This window comes from Paludibacterium sp., assembly GCF_019232825.1.
Taxonomy (GTDB): Bacteria; Pseudomonadota; Gammaproteobacteria; order Burkholderiales; family Chromobacteriaceae; genus Paludibacterium.
This window is the reverse complement of sequence record NZ_JAFAND010000084.1, coordinates 1-20,001: the sequence shown is the minus strand read 5'-3', so window position 1 is coordinate 20,001 and position 20,001 is coordinate 1. Positions and strand designations below refer to the sequence as shown.

The window sequence follows — 20,001 nt, the reverse complement described above, 5'->3', positions numbered from 1 at the left end:
CCTTCCCACGCTTTGCAGGATTTGAACCCGTGTTACTACCGTTGATGTGTAGTAACCAGCGCTGATTTTAAAGGGAAAATGCTGAACAGGGCGATGCAGGTGATGGCCATCATGCATCATTTTGACTTTAAGATTGTCTGCTAAGTCTGCCCTACGGGATTCGAACCCGTGTTACTACCGTGAAAGCCATCGTCTCCTCCTAAATCCCTGTTTTACAGGGAAAAAACAGGGAATATCCGCGGCTTACAAACGGTAGTAACCAGCAAAATGCATCAAAAAGCGCGATTTATCATCATGATGCGCATCATGATGGAAGCGATGATGTGGCAATTAACAGGGAATAATTTTTGGTTTAACAGGGATCTATTGGCGTTTATCTCGCGAGAGAACAAGGATTTTATGACTAGGCAGCTTCCTTTTTTCTGTCAGAAGCAGATAGGCACATTTCTATCAGTGCTCTTAAGTCTGCGAAATCAGATTTTTTCAGATTATAAAACAGTTCACATAAACCTTCGATAACAACCGTTTGATCTTTGCTCAAAGCTTGAGCTGTACAATAGAAAATATCATGTTTGTCTATTAACGAAGAAATTTTGTTTTTGTATGAGTCCCATTCAGCGTCATCAATTTCATATTTGGCCATGAAAGATGATTGTAGACTGTCGTCCACTATAGTATTCGCTATCTCTTCTTCTGGCATGAGAAGGCCCGGCAGTTTAGCGGCGTATATATTTTTTTGTTTTGCCTCATTTATATAATCGGGGGCATCGCCGTCCCAAACTACGAGAACTTTCTTTTGAGTGACTTCTTTGATGCTTTCCGCTTTCTGCAGTAATTCGCTTTCACTGCCGTATCCCTTTATATTGATTATTTTGCGCTGTTTGCTGGTGGTCATTGCATTTATAAGAGCAGCAGCAGCTTTGTCTTCACATACAATATACAAGTCGGTGGCAGCTTTGCCGGCTAAGTTATATATGGCTCCCTCAAGGTTCGGGCGATGGAAAAAGGAAACTTTATCTCCCCCTCGCTCGGCTAATACAAGGCTTTCACTTGGACATGCTCTAAGAAAATCAGGTGAGTGTGTAGTGATAACAACCTGCAAATTTTTGTTGTAAATAATTTCCAGGCAGGCATCCACTAGTGCTTCCATCGTGGCAGGATGCAGACCGATTTCTATTTCCTCTATTGCTATGAACGCGCCATTATCAGCCCTCAGAAGTGTATCGAGGATATTGGCCAAACATTCTTCCCCAGCGCCAGCATTGAAGCTCGTATGGCTTGCATAATCATTCAATCTATGCACACCGCTTCCGTTCGTGCCTTGATATGATTTAACGGTGCCGTATGATCTAGCCAAAACTTGGGAAAGATATTTACTTAAATCAGGTGATTGAGTAGATGGCTGTTTCTCAAAATTACTGAATAAACCTTTGTATCCGCGTCGTTCAAAAGCGGGCACTATTCTAGATAGACCAACAAACTCAACTCCTCTTTGAGGACGCCGAGGGGCGCCATCATTCCTGATGTATCGTATCCATCGTTCCGTGCCTTTAGTAAAGCTGTCGCTAGTTTGATTTGTATATTCCCATGCTATACTGATGCCAGTTTCGTGCTTTTCTTTATTTGAAGATCCAAAAAAGTGGGTGAAGTCGAAGTATCCCTTGCGGTTATTGGATAGTGTGAGAGATTTTGTATGATGAAACGCTAAGAGAGAAAGAGCAATAAATGTTGTCTTTCCAGTTCCATTGGGGCCGCATATAACAGTTAGAGGAAACTTATATTCCAGTTTGCTATCGTGTATGCCGCGCAGCTTAATCTGTTTTCCTAAGGAGACGGATTTCAAATACGGCGTCTGTTGGTAAATGCTTGTCCACTTGCCTGTAAGTTTTCTAACAAGATCGGGACGACTCTTTCGACCGCTCATGATGATTAGTCCTTATTATCCACTGTTAGTGATCTACATAAGATAGTCAGGCTAAATGGTTTAACATGAGCGGTCTAGGTCTTTTAAATCTCGCGGTTGTCTTGCGTCTAAGATTTATTGGTCAACCTTTTCTGTGAGCCGGATCGAGTTGATTTTGGCAATTATCCAGTTTTCAATGGCCTCTTCAACCCATCCAACCGCTTTAATGCCTAGTTTTATTTGCCTTGGAAACAACCCTTTGCTTATCATGTCATAAATCGTACTGCGCGAAAGGCCGGTGCGTTCTTTGACTTCGGGAAGGCGTAAAAATCTTGTTTGCATAGCTGCATCTCCATTGTTTTGTTTCGGATACAAAAATTTCGTGAGAATCTGTGGCAAGAATTAGGCACAATACGAATCCCGATCAGGGATTCGAACCCAAACAACAAATAAATTTCATACAAACTTTGCAGGGGCTGCGGTTAGGTTATGCCCCTTAGGGTTATGAAGGCATCCCCAATCCGGCCTATCTTGAAGAAATCAAAGCCACGATAAGTCATAGCAACAAAAGGAGTGCCCAAGGGCTTGCCGACGGTAAGGGGCTGAACGTCAAAATGCATTTCACAACCAACCTCTGTTGCTATCCCTATCTGTACTGCACCGCCCACGCTTCCTGCGCGATCTTCACCAAGATAGTCACGGATCATTCGTAACGGTTCTCTGCTCCATGCTTCTCCATTGGGAGCAATCTTCATAAGCCGTTCTGCCGCCATTGTGCGACCACTTCCTAACAGCTCGACATAATTGGAAGATAAAAAGTTAAGTTGCCGAGACAGAGCCGTAAAGCAGCCATTTTCTACTTTGGTTTCAACAAGCCATGCATCCAAAACGCCAGTTGGATCGTTTGGGCCAACAAGGACGCATTGGCATCCGACATCATGTCCATTACTTCCCATTTCGTGAGCATAGGCTTCCATAAAAATCTTAAGATGTTCTGCGAATTCTTTGATCGAAGGTAGGGTGGAAACTTGTGTTGTTTCTAATCGAGACCAAAGAGGAAGTACGGCTGTATAAGCTTGTAAGGCAATTAATGTGCTACCAGTATAAGCAAACCCGATGGAAACGGATCGAGTAGGGCATGCCTTCGGGGTCCTGGGGCCGCTCAAGATTGCTGGTATTTCCAATATTTTGGCAGCGCGATCTGTGAATGCCGTGTGTCCACCGGCTTCTCCGGCGTTGGACAATCGACTATCGCTAACCAGCCAGATACGTTCGACGTTGGCCTCTTTCCATATCATCAACAAAGTCATTGCCGCATCTCTCCAGCCTATTCGAGCCAGTATATCCACTAAGTTCTACTCGAGCCAAGACTGGAGGTGGTGTCAGCAGCAGATGTTTGGTTGTGATCTATTGATAGGTATTAAAAGCAATTTAATGATCCTGTTTCTACTGGATGTGCGTCGGCATCAACGCATTCATGGCCAAAGATCATCATTCCAGGAGGCAGAAGATGCATGGCAACGCTTTGATAGTGCAAAACTCACAAGAGCAGATCAGCAGTACATATGGCAAACAGGAATGTTTGCTTGAAATGCTGCGGCATCCAGATGGTCTGACTATTGAACGAGCAACACTGGCCACTGGTTGGCAACCGCACAGCATTCGGGGTGTTCTAAGTGTTTTTAAAAACAAACTTGGCTTGAATATTGCCAGTATCAAAAACACGGAAGGCAAACGTGTTTACAAAGAAATACGAGCGCCTCTCCACGATCAAACAACTATCTCCGTTGATATGAATTCGGTTGGGGGGCGATTTGGTGGTCTGCACAGACGACGAGAAGGTTATGCATTGCCGCAGATTATCCAAGGTGGCAATTCGGCCAGCTATACTGTCGCGGATGCTGTCCAGGATTACCTCAGGCATTATGCTAAGGAGGGAAAAGGCTTGCCGGTTATGAGTAATATTGTTAACGCGCATATCCTTCCTAAGCTAGGCAACATTCAAGTTCATGAACTGACAACCAAGCAGATATCGGAATGGCATCAAGAAATATCACGCACCCCCTTGCGCCTGCGAACAAAAAAAGGTGCGCCTGAACAAAATATGCAGGCATGGAGCGACGATCCGGAATTTATTCGCCGGCGTCGGGTGACGGCCAATCGCAACCTCAATGTTTTGAAGGCTGCTCTTAATTATGTTTGGCGAGAGGGTAGCGTTGCTTCTGACCTTGCATGGCGGCGCGTAAGGGCATTCCGTAATGTCGAGGCTCCGGTTATTCGCTATCTAGATGAAAAAGAATGTGTCCGCCTGATCAAAGCATGTGAGCCTGACCTACGCCTTATTGTGCAAGCTTCTCTTTTCACAGGATGTCGGTATGGCGAAATCTGCCGACTGGTGGCTGAAGATTACAGGCCGGATACGGGGACCCTATATATTCGGCTAACCAAAAATGGCAAGCCGCGTCATGTCGTTTTGACGGACGAGGCAAAGAAATTCTTTGAAACAGTTACAAAAAATAAATCGCGCACGGAGCACATCTTCCTAACAAAAGTGAGCAAGCCCTGGGGAAAGTCGCTGCAAAGCCGCCGTATTCATGATGCCTGTACTCGTGCGGCGATAGATCCACCCATTACCTATCATGTGCTTAGACACACGCATGCCAGCTTGTTGGCCATGAAAGGTGTGCCGTTGATTGTGATTGCAAAACAGCTAGGGCATTCCAACACCATTATTACGGAAAAGCATTATGCCCATATCAGTCCGGGCTATGTTGCCCAAGCTATTAGAGAGAATTTCCCGACATTAGATGCAATCTAATGGGGGTAAGTTTTATCAGAGAGTCCTATCGTTCGTTTCTATTCGGGAGCCCAAGCTGCCAGCGCACCATATCTCCTATGATAGGATATATGTCATTATGTTTGGCTCCAAATCGCATCATTTTTGCAGCGTCGTAGTCACCAATATCCCTATTAAAATCGATGCCTTCGCGTGAGTCATCTGGCAGATATTCTTCCAGACCCTTTAAACCAGCTTTGCTGCGCTCAACTTTTGTCAGGCGATAGTATCCCCACATCCTATTTTCATGAGAAAAATCTATCTTTGGGATATCGCGGAAAAATTTCTGTGAAAGATTAAGCTTACGCTCACGGCCGAAGCATAGATCGAAAGCAATTTTTGCCAGAGCCTTTAGGACTACCGGCTGGGCTGCGACTGTTTTTGTTTTAGCGCCTTTGCGACCGATGTGAGGGATTCTTTGTACCGCATGCCAGAAATCTATGGCTTTATCCAATCTGGGATCGACAATGGCAGGGGTCGCTCCCTTAGGATTGGTTTTGTTAATAATTAATCGCGTGCTTATCGAAACGAGATCCTTGCGTGTAATGGATCCATCATCTTCATGCCAGTTAATGATGTCACGATCTACAACAGGCCAATTTAATATCTCCTTGATTAGGCGATCTTGGACAAAGACATTAACAGGATTTCCTCTGTCAAACTCCAAAGCGAGGCTGGTTTCAACCTTCTTTCCTAGATTGTTGAGATCATGAAAAAGTTGCCGTTCTTCAGGTGGTTTCAGGCCGAGATGTACCTCAGCAGCAATTTTGCATTCTGATCGAGCAATTTCGTTACACTCGCTCCACAGCTGCAATTCGTCTGACTTCACCTGTTCTCCAGACAATGGGAAAACTGTTTTTTTAATGGGATAGGCATGGGTAGAAAGGGCGTGATCGATAAAGTCAAAAACTATTTCAAGGGCCTTTCGCCGATGTTGGCCATCAATCACCCATAAAATATGCTTTTGCGATAATAGGATTTCATAGGCTGCAATTTCTTGGGTTTCAGATACGTTAAATACATTCAGGGCTCGTGCTCGAAGATCGGCGCCGTCGCGCGCGCAATTTCTTAAATTACAAACTAGTGGCTGGAGAGCGATATAGGGTTGGTGTCCGATTAGGCGTTGAATTTTTGTGTATGCGCTTGGAACGGCCCGTCCATCGCTTTCTCTCTTTGTAATAACGGAATAAATGAGACCTTTGAGAACATAGTTAGCTAATCTATTGGCGTGGTCCATATCTATAGGGCGCTGTGCGATGTCGGTTGCGGCAATATTAGGGATTTGCTCATTCGCAATCGCGCTCATACGATAAAAATCAAAAAGAGGCAGAGTAATGAGGAAAGTCGTATTGCCCATGTTGACGTTATAAAAGACTTTATATGGGCGTTCTGTAGAGTCAGCAGTTTTGCCGATTTCGCGTAATGGTCGATAGAGAGGTTTAGCTTTCATGGTTGACCTAAAGTTGACTGCCCCCGAACCAGCACTGCCTTACAGCCGGCCCGGGGAGCAGGGATATCCAGCCTTTTCAAAACGTTTGGCAAAAACGAATCAAGTCAGCATAGGGCCATCATGCCACCGAGTGCTGGCCCATGTCAAGCCTGGATTTGTATAAATTTTACCAGGGAAAATTTATTGGCGTATGTTTTATAAAAATCGCCCTTTGTGTTACAATAAGGCCGGATGAGGTAGCGAATCAGTTGCCTGTTCGTGATCGGTACAGCCAGGGAGTCTGCGATGCTGGAAGTGCTTAGTGTGGCCACTGTTACGGTTCAACCTTCCCCCGTTGAAATTAACCAACGCAACAATAAATTTTGGGACGCGCGCTACACTTTACGCCGGGAGCGTATGGCGGACGAAGCGATTCACGAGACCGCCATTGATATTATGCAGTCAGAATGGCAGCGTGGCATGTCCTGGGCGACTGGTAATGAGTTTGAAGCCGCCCTGGAATTGGCGGCTAATGCGAAAGCACGAGCCCTGCATCAGAGGGCCGCAAGGGGCGGCGCGGCGCCTAAAGGCGACGCGCTACATGATCTGATTACCGAAATTATTCAGAAAAAACCGAAGATCACGGCTGAAGAACTATATGTCGAGTTAGAACAACGCCAACATATGGGGGTGATTGAAGATATCGACGATGAATTTATTAATTTTAAGAACCATGATGGAAAGCTGAAATCAGCAAAGACTAGCGGGCTGAAACATCGGCTCAGCCGTATTAAGGTCTCGAAAGCCGGATAGCGCGATCAGTGGCCTGACTTTGTTTCTGACGGAAATTGTTCCGTCGTAGCAAAGGAGAGAAATATGACCGAGACATCGGTTTTAGCCATCACCTACACACCGGTTGATGAGCTCAAGCTCTATGAGCGCAACGCGCGCACTCATAGTAATAAACAGATCCGGCAGATCGCCAGCAGCATCGAAGCCTTCGGCTTCATCAATCCTGTCATCGTCGATGGCAGGCATCGGATCATAGCCGGTCATGGCCGGGTTGAAGCCGCAAAGGCGCTGGGTATGGAAACTGTGCCGACAATCATGCGCGATAATTTAACCGAAGAACAGATCCGCCAATACGTTATTGCCGACAATAGGCTGGCGGAAAAAGCCGGGTGGGATAAGAATATTTTAGCAATTGAGTTCCAGCACCTGCTGACGCTGGAACCTGATCTGGACATCACCTTGACCGGGTTTGATCTTCCGGAAATCGAACTGATTGTTCATGGCCTGACACAGGATTTTGATGACGGTAATCTCGTAGACGTTAATCCGTCGAAGCCATCAGTAACTCAACTTGGTGACGTTTGGGTGCTGGGCGAACACCGTGTTGGATGTGGTGACGCCACCAAATCCGATGAAGTACAGGCCCTGATGGGCGGTAAGACGGCGGACATGGCCTTTACAGATCCGCCCTATAATGTCGATTATGAAACGAAGGACGGTAAGCACCGCTCCATTATGAACGACGCTTTGGGCGACAAATTTGAGGCCTTTCTACGGGTGGCGTGCGCGAATATTCTTCAGGTCACGAAGGGCGCGATCTACATATGCATGTCGTCAAGCGAATTGCCGGCTTTACAGGCGGCGTTTACGCAGGCAGGCGGGCATTGGTCCACGACCATCATTTGGGCGAAGGATAGCTTCACCCTGGGCCGCTCAGACTATCAAAGACAGTATGAACCCATCCTGTACGGTTGGCCTGAGGGGCGGGGGCATCACTGGTGTGGCGCCAGAAACCAAGGTGACGTCTGGTTTTTTGATAAGCCGGCCAGAAACGACCTGCATCCAACTATGAAGCCGGTAGGCCTCGTTATGCGGTCGATCCGTAATAGCAGTCCCCGCGGCGGCCTTGTGCTCGACCCGTTTATTGGCAGTGGGACGACCCTTATTGCGGCCGAGCGCACGAAGCGCATCTGCTACGGCATGGACCTGGACCCGCTTTATGTCGACGCCACCGTCCGGCGTTGGCAGCGCCACACGGGGCGTGCGGCCATCCATGGCGCGACGGGTAAGACCTTCGACGAAAACGCGACGGAGGGTGCACATGTCTGAAGATAATCAAAAACCTTATGACGTGGGGTATAAAAAGCCGCCAAAGCATACCCGCTACAAGCCTGGCAAGAGTGGCAATCCCAGGGGTAGGCCCAAGCAAGGCCAGCGTAGTATCATAGGGTTATTTTATGATGATCTGCAGAAAATGATGCAACTCTCCGAAGGTGGTAAAGAAGTGAAACTCAGTAAAGGCGAGGGGTTCGTTAAAAGAGTGATCAATGGCGCGATCAGCGGTAATGACCGTAGCATCGCCGCCATGATCAAGCTGATCCCCTTGTTGGAGGAGATGCACCGTAACCACATGATGTTTGAGGCCATGTCTAGGGTGGAAGAAGCGAAACGCTTCTTGCGTGATGACGATTAGTTAGCTGGCGGGGGCTTACGGCCCATGCATCAGCCAGCCCAGCAAGAAGCCAACTATGCCTCCGGATAGAGAAAAGGCGGCGTAAACGATAATGAACTCGGGCCTGCCACCACCACCATCGGGAGACAGGTCATTATGATTGACCGGGTTGGTTCGGTCATTTGCCGTTTGTGGATCATCGATACTCATAGTCTACATATGGCCATAAAGCCTGCCGCAAGGCAACAGAATTGTGACTCATAGGATGTAGACTGAAAAGCAACAAAATTATCTGCTGCAGCTATGGATATTCGGCGGCAAGTGGGTTTAAATGTTCGGCAGTTGCGCGAAAAGCGCAAATGGTCGCAGGAAGAGCTGTCATTTGAGTCTGGCCTGCACCGGACCTATGTTAGTGGTGTGGAGCGTGGTGGGCGTAATCCGACTGTGACTGTGTTGCAGAAACTTGCAAAGGCGCTGGACGTGCCGCCGGCCCGCCTACTTGATCCGGTTAAGGAACCGTCCACGCGGAAATAACTCGACTTCCGGCGATAGTCGAGCATGGTGTCTATATACAGCCGAGTGGCTCTTGGGTATTAGCGGTTGCTGTTAAAGTAATTTTGTAAAATTTTGTTCACGAGTTCTGATTGACTCTCTCCGTTTTTTTCAGCGATGCGCTGTATGAGCGCTTTGTTATTGTCAGCAATAACAATCTGTTTGTATTTCTCTGGGAATGCCCAAGAACAAACATAACAATTCAGGGAGCAACCGCGACAGGTTGTGCTTTTGATGTTATTGCATTGCTCGCAAAGCGGCTGCCAATTTTCTGGCTCATTTCCACCGTTTCTAGACCGGGGTACTCGATGGTCAGGGCTTAATTTAATATGCGGTTCTTGTTGACCGCAGTTGGCACATTTGAAATTATAGCTCTGCTTGATCGCGTCCCACACTTTTTTGTCCGGCTTAGCTCTAGGTTCTCTTTTTGGAGAAAGATCTAGATGCTGTAATTGATATTTTGTTCCTTCCTTAATGATGCAAGTGAAACCCTCCTCTCCTTGAAGCTCTCTTAGTCGTCGAAACACATCTTTATAAGGGGGCAAGCCTTCCGTATTGCGGTGTCTATCAACTTCTGCGCGAACTTCTTTTTCTGTAAGAACTGGGCCTGGTATGCCGTGCCCAACGGGCCAGAATGATTCGAGAATGATCTTATAAATTCGCCTGTTGGCCGGTGTAGGGGCCACAAAACCTGCGATTGCGTCCGCAAGCCATTTGCTCCTTTTTTCTTCGGAAATATTAGGAGTCTTTGTTGGCTCTAAAAGCAATCCTTTGCTTGCACGGCTATTGCTGACCATTGTCGGATACCGCTTTCATTCAAGAAAAAATTTAATTAAGCTAGACTAGACCCAAACTTATGGCAGACTCAATAACGATGAAATTTGCATCATTTTTCTCTGGAATCGGAGGGTTCGATCTCGGCTTTGAACAGGCTGGGATGGAGGCCGTGTTTCAGTGTGAAATTGATTCTTATTGCCAGCGTATCTTACAAAGGCATTGGCCAAAGGTGCCCCTGCATGACGATATCAACACACTCAAACCATCCCAAATTCCTCAAGCTGATCTCTGGGCAGCCGGTTGGCCGTGCCAAGACATCAGTCATGCGAACACCCAAAGGAAAGGGCTTAATGGAAAAAGAAGTGGGCTATTTTACAAATTTGCAGAACTTCTTGCTGCAAGCCATAAACCCAGATGGGTTGTCCTTGAAAATGTGGCAGGCCTCCTCAGTGCAGATGAAGGGGAAGCGTTTGAAGTCGTTATCGACGAGCTCGAAAAGATCGGGTATCTGGGGATCTGGTTCTCGTGTAACACTCTCAGCGCGGGTCTTCCCCACAATAGAGAGAGAATATTCATTGTCGGATCTTATAGATCAGAAAGTGCATATCAGTTCTATTCTGACGGCAGCAAATTGCTTAGGGATTCTGCGCCGGGAGAAAAGGGCAAAAAGGACTCTGGATCCGATTTTTCAGAAGAGTTTATCGGAAACACTCCGCTTTTGGTACAGCGTCGCGGAGGCTTTGGATATACCAAAGCAAAAAGCTATAGCCCCACGATACGCGCCCAGACTGGAAGACATCAGGGCGGCCACACTGACAGACCAATTCTATGTGGCCAGAAACTTGACTTGGACAGAGTGCGAGAAACTCATGGGATTCCCAGAGGGTTGGACGGTCGCAGAGGGCGGCTCATTGGCAACGCAGTCGCCCCTCCCATCGCGAAGTTCATCGCAGGCAAAATATGCGCGATCGAAGAAAAAGGGATTGAAGGTGTCTCCAGAAAGATGAGAATTGCTTAATTTTGGGCTCGCGCATGACTCTCTGCGATGAAATGTCTGTATATAGGCCGCTGCAGGTGGATAATTTTATTTAAAGATTACCGTCTCTGATTTCTTTCAGGGCGCTGTCCACAGTTTCTTTTGCAAGGTCTAAAGCACTTTGGACATTCTCTAAAGCCTGTATTGCGCGGTGAGCTGCCCTACCGGAAGAGTACGGTCCTTTGGGAGGGAGGTCACTTTCATAAGCTGTCGGTACATTGGCAAATGCTGTTCCCTGGTTCACCTCCGCAATTCGTCCCTGGTTCACTCCAAACCAAGCGGCTATATCATGGTGCCTATCACCTCTGCTTAACATGCCTTTTACAAGTGCGGCATCTTTTTCATTCAACCTTCTGCCACTGGGTTCTGCTCGTGTCATGCAGCCTCCACAGAAGAATCTTTTTCCGTTTCTGTCGTATCGATTGACTGTCCATTCATAGTTGAAGCGAAAATACTCGGTTTTGCTCTTGCTGGAGCAAAAAGAACTGGCCACCAAAAGGGCGATCCTCTCCAACCATCTACTTCTCTTCCTTCTTGGCGAAATAAAGCAAGGGTAGGAAGGTGTTCTGAATTTTGTTTAATCACTGTGCGGTCTTGATACGAGTTTGGTTCGTTAGCAAAACGATCGCCGGACTTTCTTTTTCTTTCCAAGACTCTGCCTACTTTTGTATAAATCCAGCATTGATTGCGTTCGCTGGGTGGTGATGCAATACGAGAAAAATACTCTATGGCTGCTTTAAAAGATTCCCATCCAAATTCATAGCCTGGTTCAAATTCTAGGCAGGTTTCTGCAAGAGATATAATTTTTATGGATAAGTTTGTTGGTATTTTGATCGGAACACCGGTATCCAGAGCAGCTCTTGGAATTAACAGATCTATTTCTTGAGTAATGGGAGCTAAAACAGTTTTAGGCTTAGTTTGAAAACCAAATGGGACATGAGCTTGGCCTGGGCGTAATGCAATTATATCTGATGCAAGAATTTTATTCGGCGAGCACGGAATAACGCGATTTGTTTGATCTTTCACCACAAAAGCCACGCCTCGCTCGTGGGCATTGGTTTCGAACGCATAGCGGAGTGCAGAGTCAAATTCATGGATGGAACGTAATGCCATATAATTATTTGCCGTAGTATAAAATCTTGTAACAGCTAAATCTGCTCTGGGGCGGCTGCCGTACATGCGGGCATGCTGAAGAACGGTGTCTTGCTGCATACGGCGCGGCGAACGCCCATAATAAAACCCTATCAGGTTTGGTACGGTTATGCCTCTATCGAGAATTTGTCCACCGATAAAAACGTTATAAGGGGTACGCAATCGCAATTCGGCATTTTCATCGAGCAAGGCTTCAACGTCATTATCCGAATTTACTTTTTCAGTAACAACCGCACCTTTTTGAAAAGCATTTTTTACTTCATCAAAAATGTCCGAATCATTTGGCATAGGTAGGCCTTCTGCTTCCACTGAACGACGAATGTCTATGATGGCCTCGTCGACTAAGGCCCTAAATATTTTATCACCAAACTTAATCGCACTCTTTAATCCGTCTATTATGTCGCCAGAGACTGTGTGCTGCCATGTATGAGAATTACGAGAGGTTTCAACATGCACAATCATAGAATAGCGTTTTAAGGCTTCTCGGGCATGTTTCTGTTGAAGTCGGCGAACAGTTGCTGCAACCACAAATGTAACAAGTGCATGACGCAGCGCTTCAGCTTTATCTGTGGTTAGTACTTGCTCTTTTTTTATACGCCTCCGGTCCTCTTTTTTTAAAGCCGTCAATTCATCTGGATGAACCTCGTGCCATAAGTAATATTCTGACCGTTTATCAGTGTGTTCACCAAAGTAATTGTCTCCTCCAACATATCCCGAGTGGATGGGAACGAGTTCAGTAAAGGCTGGCCGTTTATCTTCAAACGTAAAATTTGTTCCGGGTTGGACCTCATATTCCTCAGGTTGAAGGTAAAGGGAATAAGGGGTTGCGGTAACTTGTAACACTGCTGGGTTGATTAACTCACGACGCAGCTCGTCTATGCGATCTGCGATCCTCCCTTGTTCTATTTCTGCAGAATCTTTTTTCTTGGTAAAGCGTATTGAGGCGAAGTCGGCTTCGTCGTCTATAATTAGAACGCGCTTTTGTGATAGACTCGGATGAGTCTCAGAGAATAGTTTTACAAGGCGCCGAAGATTATTGATTTCTTTTTTCGCGATAATGACCAATTTTTGCTCATCGATTTCCCAATCAGCAAGATCGGGAATACTCATGATATCATAAACCGCGAGTTGCTCAGCTTCACGAAAAATAAAAAACTCCTTGGAGATACGATTTACGGTTTGTTTGGCGAGAGTTTTGGTGCCCTTTGTTAACACGACAGCGACGTCGAATCCTTTATCAAAAGATTCTGCGATTACCCCAAGAAAAGCGCGTGTTTTTCCTGATTGAATCTTGCCGAGAAGCATTCCTGGCTTTCTCGCATCAGTTGGTTGAGAAAGAAGCTGTGCAACTGTGTTGTGCACACATTTTTCTAATTCTTCTGATTCAGGAGAGTCTGATAATCTCCGAGCTTCTTTAAGCCTGTCATAAAAACCTGATGGAAACATATTGGCCTCACACCTAACGGTTACAGTGCAAATTTTACATTAGGTTGCACTGGTTTTATTGAGAGTCCAGCCCCATTTACTTGGAAAGTAAAATATATGTTGTTGGGGGGCAGGCGAGGAAATGTGTGGAGCATGATGTGCCTTGCCATAGGCCCCGCTGTGGTGCATAGAGGTTATACTTAGCATGTTGGTATTATTATGTTTTCTGTGACGTTCGAGTTACGAGAGCGTTCTAAATAGTTTTTGGCGGGTATGTCTAAACGCCCTCGGTTTAATCTTTTTTTGTATGTGCCGGCCTCGGCCTTTTCCGTTCAGCGATGGAACAGGCGTCGGGCCAATAGCGGGCGATGTCGTTGAGTGAGAAGCCCATGGCGCGGACATCGATGATCCAGCACTCGCCGTTTTTGTTGAGGCATTCGACAATGGCTTCAGCAATTTGTTCCGCCATCGGCAGATGCGCCCATTTGTCGGGTGGAGATGACGGTATTTTCTCGGCGTCGTCATAATAATGATAGGCGCCACCACGCGGGGTATGAGGTTCGGATGAAGTCTCTCTCTCGTTTTCAACCTCCACCACAGGGGATGGGTTGCTTTCCGGCACTTTCTCATTCTGGTTGGTGGATTGCACGTCATCCTGCTCAGGTCTCTTGCACATGGCGGCGTTCATGACAGTTTCTCCTGTACAGCGATTTCTTCATCGAGATAGCGAAGGACAAGATCGGCCAGTCGATCAGCGCTGGCGTCGGTATAAATCTCGCACTGCTGGCGGCGGCTGCTCCGGTGACGCAGGCGGTCATAAAGCTTGAGCAAACCCTCGCGTTCTTGCGGCAGAACGGTTTCGTGTTTCTCACGCAACTCTTTGACGTGACGGGCGATGATCTGGTCTGTGATCTCGATGGACGCGTCACTGTCGAGGTCGATCAGGACACCAACCGGCGGCACATTATCCCTGCAAAAGATCTCAATCAGACCGGCGATGAATTTGGCGCGGCCAGACAGGTCGGCAGCCCCATGTTCGGCATTTGCCTCGCCCTCATGCAACACCACAGCCAGAAAACCCAAAGCCGAGTACAAAATACGTTGATCGTGCCGCGTCATATCCGCTCTCCAAGTATCAATGACTGAGGCGGAGATTGTGGGCGATTGGGCTTTCCAGATTGAACGCTGATTTTTGATCCTGATGGCCAGAAGGGAATTTATCTTTTGCGCTTCGGGGCCGATTGAGACGCTATGTTCAATCGGCAGCATGGTTTTAGGCCAAACGTTTTTCGCGGGAGTATCGGTCAATCCCGTAAGACCGGGAGCGTACAAGTGACGCCGTTTCCCACGTACAGGTGAAGTGAGCGCGATAGCTGCGCGCATGCGGCGGTAAATGATAGGCGACCATCATATAGTCATTCGCACCGTTGCGGACGATATTGATGTAGGTGTCGTCATAGAGCGCGTAGAAGGCAGCCCCCATGGATTGCTGCGTTGTGACGCGGCACTGGAAGCGCGGGTAATCAGGCAGATTATCAGGCTCTTCCAGCAGCAGGCATTTCACATCCACCGCTTTGCAGAGCTGCTCCACGCGAGACAGGGCATCTGCGGATTCTCCACCCAAAATCTTCACAAGATGATCAAGAGATTGAACCGCGAACAGGATCGTGCCGCACCGGGAATGGGCGGCTTGCCATAGTTGGGCAAACAGAGCGTTACGGCTGGCATGGCCGGATTGCACGATGATTGTCATGCTGCGGCGCTTGACGCCATCATCTTCCAGAAACTCAAGACCGGCGGCTTCAAAAGTGCTGCGCACGATGTTGGCGCTTTTCGTGGAGATATTCCCCATCTCAAGACTGCGGATGGTGTTTCTGGATAGATCGCATTTGACGGCCAGTTCATCCTGATGCCAGTTCAGGATCATGCGGGCCGCCTTAATTTGTGCGGCGCTGATTATCATGCAGCGTCCTTGTCTACGGCGAGATCTAGCGCGAGCAGAGCAGTCTCCAGACGCTTCTGCTTGCAGAATGGAACGACCTTACGATCAACATCAGCTGCCTGTTCGATACAGACCAACAGGTCATTCGCGGCCTTATGGCCGTAGAGGGTGGTCAATTCTGTGTAGGTAATCAGGTGGCTGGCGTTGGTCATGTTAGGCCACCTGTTGATTGACGGCGACATTCCAGCGATATTCGAGTGGTTGGGGTGTGGGGTAGCGGATGCCATGCACCCGCTCGACTTCTTCCACGATGTACTGCACATAGCCTTCGCCATGGCACATAACGTAACTGTCGAAATTCATGGTTTTCATGAAACACCTCGGGAAGAAAGGGGCTGCATTTATCTACAGACGGGAATGTAAGGGATGGCTGGTCATGAAAGCAATAGAAAACAGGCAAAATGCAGAAAATAATTATTCATTTTCATTTATATGAATAATTATAATTGGTATTAAAGTGTTGTTTGTATAATAAATTGCAACATTAACCAGAATTATGTATAAACATATCCGCCATAACGAGGGTTGTCCATGAGCATAGGCAGGCAAATTAGAGCAGCGAGGGGCTTATTGAAATGGTCTAGTGCCATTTTGGCTGAAAAAGCTGGGCTTACCCGTGACACCATTACCAAGATAGAAGATGATGCCGTACAACCGCGTGAAGGAACGCTCGCGGATATTATCCGTGTTTTTGATGAAAATGGGGTCAATTTCACCGATAACTCTGGCGTCTGCCTGAAGCCTCAAGGGGTTGAGGTCTTGACCGGGCATGATGGTCTGTGCCGTTTCTTTGATCATGTCTACGAGCACGCCCGTAAACACGGGGGCACCATCGTACAATACGGTCTTGAGGAGCATTTTCTAAGCGACATTGGCGGTGACTATGCGAAATTTCACAGAAAGAGGATGTTGGAACTTGTCGAACAAAGAAAAGACCTGAAAGTTTTGGCAATCGTTTGTGAGGGTGACGATAACATTGTCTGTTCCGACTACAATGAATACCGCTGGATACCTAAAGGCCTTTTCTCACCTGTGCTATTCTACATTTTCGGTGAATGCACCGCCGTTATGAACTTCCAAACAGTTCCGGCACCAACAATCATTTTGATGAAGTTCCCGACAATCACAAATGCTTGCCGCAAGCAGTTTGAAATCTTTTGGGGCATGTCAGAGGAATTTGGAACATCCGGAAATGGCTCACAACACAGTGAAGCAAAAATAAAGGGACAACGCATCGCAGACCAAAGCGTTTCCGAAAAGAAATCCCGTCGGGTTTAGGAGGGGGTATGAGCAACCAAACTTACAGCTTCGCCAAATCTCCGATTACCGGTGATGTAAAGGAAATGAACGACTTTCTGCGAGACAACGGCAAGTTGGATGAGATGAAAAGTCTTGCCACACCGTCAGTATTCCAAACCCTTTTGGCGATCTCGCTGAATTGGCTGGTCGTGTTTCTTTTTACCGGCCTTGTTTGCTTCCATTCCTGGTGGTGGCTGCCCGTCGCGCTGCTTGTCATTGGCAGCAGACAGAGAGCCCTTGTGGTTCTTACACATGATGCGTCGCATTTTCTTTTAGCGAAGAACCGTAAAGCAAATGACGTGATTGCGAATTTGTTTCTATGCTTTCCGATGCTTAAGTCGCTAAAATATTATCGAGCAGTACATCTGCCCCACCACGCCTATCTTGGAGATGATGATCGCGACACTGACAAGCTCCACGATCCCGAAGCTATGAAGAACGGATGGCTCGCCGTTTATTTGAAGTATCTTCTCTCTTATGATCTCTGGCTGGCGAATGAGTTAAAGCAGACTTTCGGAAAGATCAGCCTCCGGCACAAATGTTACCTCGCCTTGTGGTGGGGGGCTGTCCTCTCGGGTTTGACTGTTACGGCTGGTGGTCAGTACGCCGCAACGTTCTTGGTCTTGTGGGGTTTGGCGAGAGCGATAGGCTACCACGTCATCACGACCTTTATTATTATCTCGGATCATCATGGACTGCTGCCTGGAACGCTTGTCGGGTATACGAGAAATCATCCCACAACGGGTTTTCTTCGCTGGTTTATTCACCCCCATAACAATGGGCTGCATTTGGCCCACCATTTGGCTCCATCCGTGCCGTTCTACAATTTGAAGAACGCCCACAGACTATTGAACGGTTGGGCAAAGTATGATGCCGCTGAACAATGCGAAACCTATTTCTGGGGGAACAACAGTGTTGTCCATTCGTGGGGCAAGCACAATAGATACCAGTCCGCGCTGGAAATTCTGGAATCAATCGGCGAGGACAGCCCGACGGCGCCGATGCAAAACATCACGCCGACAATCCGCCGTGTGGCATAATCAAAACAACTTTAAAACTAGTGGCAAGAAGATGGGTGCTTTTCTAAGTGAATAACTGTTGGAGTAAGCTTGGAGATCAAGAGGAGTTTTTCCCTTAATCAACCCCGAAATTTTACTTTCGCACAGATAATCCGGGCCGCAACTAATGGCGTGTTCGGTATAATCCCTACCATTCAAGGCGAGTGCAGCTTTTGGCATCTTCCCAAAGGAGCAGCAGCATGAATGGCAATACGGCGCAGATCATTGAATTTCGTGTCCATGCGCATCAGCGCAACAAGCAGCCGCCCCCAAAACCGGTAGCACCTGTTTCGGACAGGCTCAATCACCTCATGCACAATACGGTTCTGACCATCATCGACTATGTAGCCGAGAAAACAAACGTGCAGCGCCATGAAGTGGCTGCGATGCTGGTCAACCGCTACAAATTCCAATCCCCCATGGATCTGACCGTCGAGCAAATGGATGACGCCATACGCTTCCTGATCGACTTCGTTGATGATAAGCGGATGGCTTACTAAGCCTGCTCTTGTTAAAACTCATCCATCCCGGGCACGCGTGAGAAAGCGATTTTACTACCCATTGCCGGTGTGGCCGTACCGAAGCCGACAGTGCCGCGTCCGAACTTACCGTTTAAGTCATCGATAGCTTTCATAAGATTGTTTGGCTTTGGCTGCGCGATATCGAATAAATCCGGCTGGTGTGTTTCCTGCGTGGAGAGGTCATAGACCGTGACGCCCACGCGCAACGGCTTCAGGTTCGGCATTTTATCCCAAAGTCTTGTCATAAGGTCTAGAAGGAAGGTTGTATCCTGGGTTTCCTTGAATGCGATTTCATCGGCGTAATAGCCCTCGGGCAGAATTTTAGCGTGAATGCATAAACGACTGGCATACATGCCCTCGTCGCGTAATCTTTGAGCGACGCGGACGGTCAATTGACGCATAACTTCGATGGCTTTGATCTTGCTGCGCTCGACCGGTGCCAAAACATGTTGATGGCTCATGCTGCGTGTTGGCGATTTAACAGGACTGGATATATCGGCTCCGTGCAGGAGCGCGTGAAAACGGACACCGTAGATGCCACCCCAAACGCGTCGTAGTGTCTGAGCATCAGCATCCCACAGGTCACGCATCGTGTTGATGGCGGCCCGTTTCAGGCGGGCATCCATATTGCGGCCAATACCGCAAATGTCTTTGGGCTGCAGATGCAGGATCGCTTGTGGCATCTGATCTGGGTGAAGCACGGTCAGGCCATCAGGCTTCTGCATGTCAGAGGCCAGCTTTGCCAAAAGCTGATTACTGGCAAAGCCGATGGAGCATTTCAGATACTCTCCAACGTGCTCACGAATTGCGCGTTTGATGTTGTGTGCAAGCATGATGGCGTTATCGGGAATACACTGAACTTTATCCAGCTTGCAGGCGACTTCATCGATTGAGACCGTGGTTTCGATGGGGATGCAGCTTTCGATGGTATCAACAAATTTATGATGCAGTTCGACATAAAGTCTGTGACGTGCCTGAACCAGCCTGAGGGCAGGGCATTTCTTCTTCGCTTCCCAGATAGGCGTTCCTGTTTTAATGCCGAATGCCTTGGCCTCATAGCTCGCGGCAATCGCGCAGGTGCTATCTGTCATGACCGGGACAACCGCAATAGGCTGGCCACGCAGTTCAGGATTCATTTGCTGCTCGCATGAAGCGAAATAGCTGTTCATGTCCAAAAACAGCCAGCGTAGACCGATTGGTTTGTCCATAATGTTCATGATATGTTCTCTACGTCAAAAGGACGCCGTTGAACAGCGTTTCGAATAAATTAAGTCTTAAGTCTGATGCTGCGTTACTGACTGCGAATGGTAGTAACCAGCGCTGATTTTAAAGGGAAAAGGCGAGATAACGTGATGCAGGTGATGGCCATCATGCATCATTTTGGCTTTAGGATTATCGGCTAAGTCTTTGAAAAGTGGCGTCCCCTACGGGATTCGAACCCGTGTTACTACCGTGAAAGGGTAATGTCCTAGGCCTCTAGACGAAGGGGACAAGCCGTCTGCAAGCGGGGCAGCCCCGCCGCAAGAGGGGGGATGATTAGCCGAGCC

The 20,001-nt window shown here is 47.7% G+C and carries 23 protein-coding genes and 1 tRNA gene; 9 read left to right on the top strand and 15 right to left on the bottom strand.

Features of this window, described 5'->3' with window-relative positions:
- Positions 1-403 precede the first annotated feature (403 nt).
- The 3 genes from JOZ06_RS10745 to JOZ06_RS10735 all read right to left on the bottom strand — a co-directional run bounded on the left by JOZ06_RS10745 (position 404) and on the right by JOZ06_RS10735 (position 3,213).
- Positions 404-1,924, bottom strand: a complete 1,521-nt coding sequence (locus JOZ06_RS10745; RefSeq protein ID WP_293232248.1) for an AAA family ATPase — start codon at positions 1,922-1,924, stop codon at positions 404-406.
- Between the two features lie 114 nt (positions 1,925-2,038).
- Positions 2,039-2,245, bottom strand: coding sequence for an AlpA family transcriptional regulator (locus tag JOZ06_RS10740; protein WP_293232246.1), 207 nt, complete (start codon positions 2,243-2,245; stop codon positions 2,039-2,041).
- A 140-nt stretch (positions 2,246-2,385) separates the two neighbouring features.
- Positions 2,386-3,213 (bottom strand): hypothetical protein, encoded by an 828-nt coding sequence (locus tag JOZ06_RS10735; protein WP_293232245.1) that lies wholly within the window; start codon positions 3,211-3,213, stop codon positions 2,386-2,388.
- A gap of 200 nt (positions 3,214-3,413) precedes the next feature.
- Here JOZ06_RS10735 and JOZ06_RS10730 point away from each other — a divergent pair, with 200 nt between their 5' ends.
- The gene (locus JOZ06_RS10730) at positions 3,414-4,721 is read left to right on the top strand and encodes a tyrosine-type recombinase/integrase (protein WP_293232243.1); all 1,308 of its coding nucleotides are present in this window, start codon (positions 3,414-3,416) and stop codon (positions 4,719-4,721) included.
- A gap of 25 nt (positions 4,722-4,746) precedes the next feature.
- Here the strand turns inward: JOZ06_RS10730 and JOZ06_RS10725 are convergent, their stop codons facing one another.
- Positions 4,747-6,189, bottom strand: coding sequence for a DNA sulfur modification protein DndB (locus JOZ06_RS10725; protein WP_293232241.1), 1,443 nt, complete (start codon positions 6,187-6,189; stop codon positions 4,747-4,749).
- A gap of 285 nt (positions 6,190-6,474) precedes the next feature.
- Between JOZ06_RS10725 and JOZ06_RS10720 the strand changes: the two genes are divergently transcribed.
- The 3 genes from JOZ06_RS10720 (at position 6,475) to JOZ06_RS10710 (ending at position 8,653) form a co-directional block, all read left to right on the top strand.
- Positions 6,475-6,981 (top strand): hypothetical protein, encoded by a 507-nt coding sequence (locus JOZ06_RS10720; protein WP_293232239.1) that lies wholly within the window; start codon positions 6,475-6,477, stop codon positions 6,979-6,981.
- Positions 6,982-7,044: 63 nt separating this feature from the next.
- Positions 7,045-8,289 carry a site-specific DNA-methyltransferase gene (locus JOZ06_RS10715; protein ID WP_293232237.1) on the top strand — a complete coding sequence of 415 codons (1,245 nt, stop codon included), beginning with the start codon at positions 7,045-7,047 and terminating at the stop codon, positions 8,287-8,289.
- Positions 8,282-8,653: a DUF5681 domain-containing protein gene (locus JOZ06_RS10710; protein ID WP_293232235.1), complete on the top strand. Its 372-nt coding sequence runs from the start codon at positions 8,282-8,284 to the stop codon at positions 8,651-8,653. The genes JOZ06_RS10715 and JOZ06_RS10710 overlap by 8 nt, the downstream gene beginning before the upstream one ends.
- Positions 8,654-8,668: 15 nt before the next feature.
- Here the strand turns inward: JOZ06_RS10710 and JOZ06_RS10705 are convergent, their stop codons facing one another.
- Entirely contained in the window at positions 8,669-8,842 is a 174-nt protein-coding gene (locus tag JOZ06_RS10705) for a hypothetical protein (protein ID WP_293232233.1), read from the bottom strand.
- A gap of 93 nt (positions 8,843-8,935) precedes the next feature.
- On the opposite strand from JOZ06_RS10705, the gene JOZ06_RS20675 reads away from it, so the two are divergent.
- Complete coding sequence (locus JOZ06_RS20675; protein WP_366814661.1) at positions 8,936-9,166, top strand: helix-turn-helix transcriptional regulator; 231 nt, start codon at positions 8,936-8,938, stop codon at positions 9,164-9,166.
- A 59-nt stretch (positions 9,167-9,225) separates the two neighbouring features.
- Here the strand turns inward: JOZ06_RS20675 and JOZ06_RS10700 are convergent, their stop codons facing one another.
- Positions 9,226-9,981, bottom strand: a complete 756-nt coding sequence (locus JOZ06_RS10700) for an HNH endonuclease signature motif containing protein (protein WP_293232231.1) — start codon at positions 9,979-9,981, stop codon at positions 9,226-9,228.
- A 77-nt stretch (positions 9,982-10,058) separates the two neighbouring features.
- Between JOZ06_RS10700 and dcm the strand changes: the two genes are divergently transcribed.
- Positions 10,059-10,979, top strand: a complete 921-nt coding sequence (gene dcm / locus JOZ06_RS10695; RefSeq protein WP_293232229.1) for a DNA cytosine methyltransferase — start codon at positions 10,059-10,061, stop codon at positions 10,977-10,979.
- A 70-nt stretch (positions 10,980-11,049) separates the two neighbouring features.
- Here dcm and JOZ06_RS10690 read toward each other — a convergent pair whose 3' ends face one another.
- The 7 genes from JOZ06_RS10690 to JOZ06_RS10660 all read right to left on the bottom strand — a co-directional run bounded on the left by JOZ06_RS10690 (position 11,050) and on the right by JOZ06_RS10660 (position 15,888).
- Complete coding sequence (locus JOZ06_RS10690; RefSeq protein ID WP_293232227.1) at positions 11,050-11,376, bottom strand: hypothetical protein; 327 nt, start codon at positions 11,374-11,376, stop codon at positions 11,050-11,052.
- Positions 11,373-13,595 (bottom strand): Z1 domain-containing protein, encoded by a 2,223-nt coding sequence (locus JOZ06_RS10685; RefSeq protein ID WP_293232225.1) that lies wholly within the window; start codon positions 13,593-13,595, stop codon positions 11,373-11,375. The genes JOZ06_RS10690 and JOZ06_RS10685 overlap by 4 nt, the downstream gene beginning before the upstream one ends.
- A gap of 271 nt (positions 13,596-13,866) precedes the next feature.
- Positions 13,867-14,262, bottom strand: coding sequence for a hypothetical protein (locus JOZ06_RS10680; RefSeq protein ID WP_293232224.1), 396 nt, complete (start codon positions 14,260-14,262; stop codon positions 13,867-13,869).
- Positions 14,259-14,843 (bottom strand): hypothetical protein, encoded by a 585-nt coding sequence (locus tag JOZ06_RS10675; RefSeq protein WP_293232222.1) that lies wholly within the window; start codon positions 14,841-14,843, stop codon positions 14,259-14,261. The genes JOZ06_RS10680 and JOZ06_RS10675 overlap by 4 nt, the downstream gene beginning before the upstream one ends.
- 4 nt (positions 14,844-14,847) lie before the next feature.
- The gene (locus JOZ06_RS10670; RefSeq protein WP_293232220.1) at positions 14,848-15,537 is read right to left on the bottom strand and encodes a helix-turn-helix transcriptional regulator; all 690 of its coding nucleotides are present in this window, start codon (positions 15,535-15,537) and stop codon (positions 14,848-14,850) included.
- Positions 15,534-15,728 carry a hypothetical protein gene (locus tag JOZ06_RS10665; RefSeq protein WP_293232218.1) on the bottom strand — a complete coding sequence of 65 codons (195 nt, stop codon included), beginning with the start codon at positions 15,726-15,728 and terminating at the stop codon, positions 15,534-15,536. The genes JOZ06_RS10670 and JOZ06_RS10665 overlap by 4 nt, the downstream gene beginning before the upstream one ends.
- A gap of 1 nt (position 15,729) precedes the next feature.
- Positions 15,730-15,888, bottom strand: coding sequence for a hypothetical protein (locus JOZ06_RS10660; protein WP_293232216.1), 159 nt, complete (start codon positions 15,886-15,888; stop codon positions 15,730-15,732).
- A 219-nt stretch (positions 15,889-16,107) separates the two neighbouring features.
- Between JOZ06_RS10660 and JOZ06_RS10655 the strand changes: the two genes are divergently transcribed.
- From JOZ06_RS10655 to JOZ06_RS10645, 3 genes are all read left to right on the top strand, one after another.
- Complete coding sequence (locus JOZ06_RS10655) at positions 16,108-16,854, top strand: helix-turn-helix transcriptional regulator (RefSeq protein WP_293232214.1); 747 nt, start codon at positions 16,108-16,110, stop codon at positions 16,852-16,854.
- An 8-nt stretch (positions 16,855-16,862) separates the two neighbouring features.
- Positions 16,863-17,915 carry a fatty acid desaturase family protein gene (locus tag JOZ06_RS10650; protein ID WP_293232212.1) on the top strand — a complete coding sequence of 351 codons (1,053 nt, stop codon included), beginning with the start codon at positions 16,863-16,865 and terminating at the stop codon, positions 17,913-17,915.
- Between the two features lie 218 nt (positions 17,916-18,133).
- Positions 18,134-18,433, top strand: coding sequence for a hypothetical protein (locus tag JOZ06_RS10645; protein ID WP_293232211.1), 300 nt, complete (start codon positions 18,134-18,136; stop codon positions 18,431-18,433).
- An 11-nt stretch (positions 18,434-18,444) separates the two neighbouring features.
- Here JOZ06_RS10645 and JOZ06_RS10640 read toward each other — a convergent pair whose 3' ends face one another.
- Both JOZ06_RS10640 and JOZ06_RS10635 read right to left on the bottom strand, forming a co-directional pair.
- Positions 18,445-19,671 (bottom strand): DUF4113 domain-containing protein, encoded by a 1,227-nt coding sequence (locus JOZ06_RS10640; RefSeq protein ID WP_293232209.1) that lies wholly within the window; start codon positions 19,669-19,671, stop codon positions 18,445-18,447.
- Positions 19,672-19,869: 198 nt separating this feature from the next.
- Positions 19,870-19,945 (bottom strand) — tRNA-Glu (locus tag JOZ06_RS10635).
- Positions 19,946-20,001 lie beyond the last annotated feature (56 nt).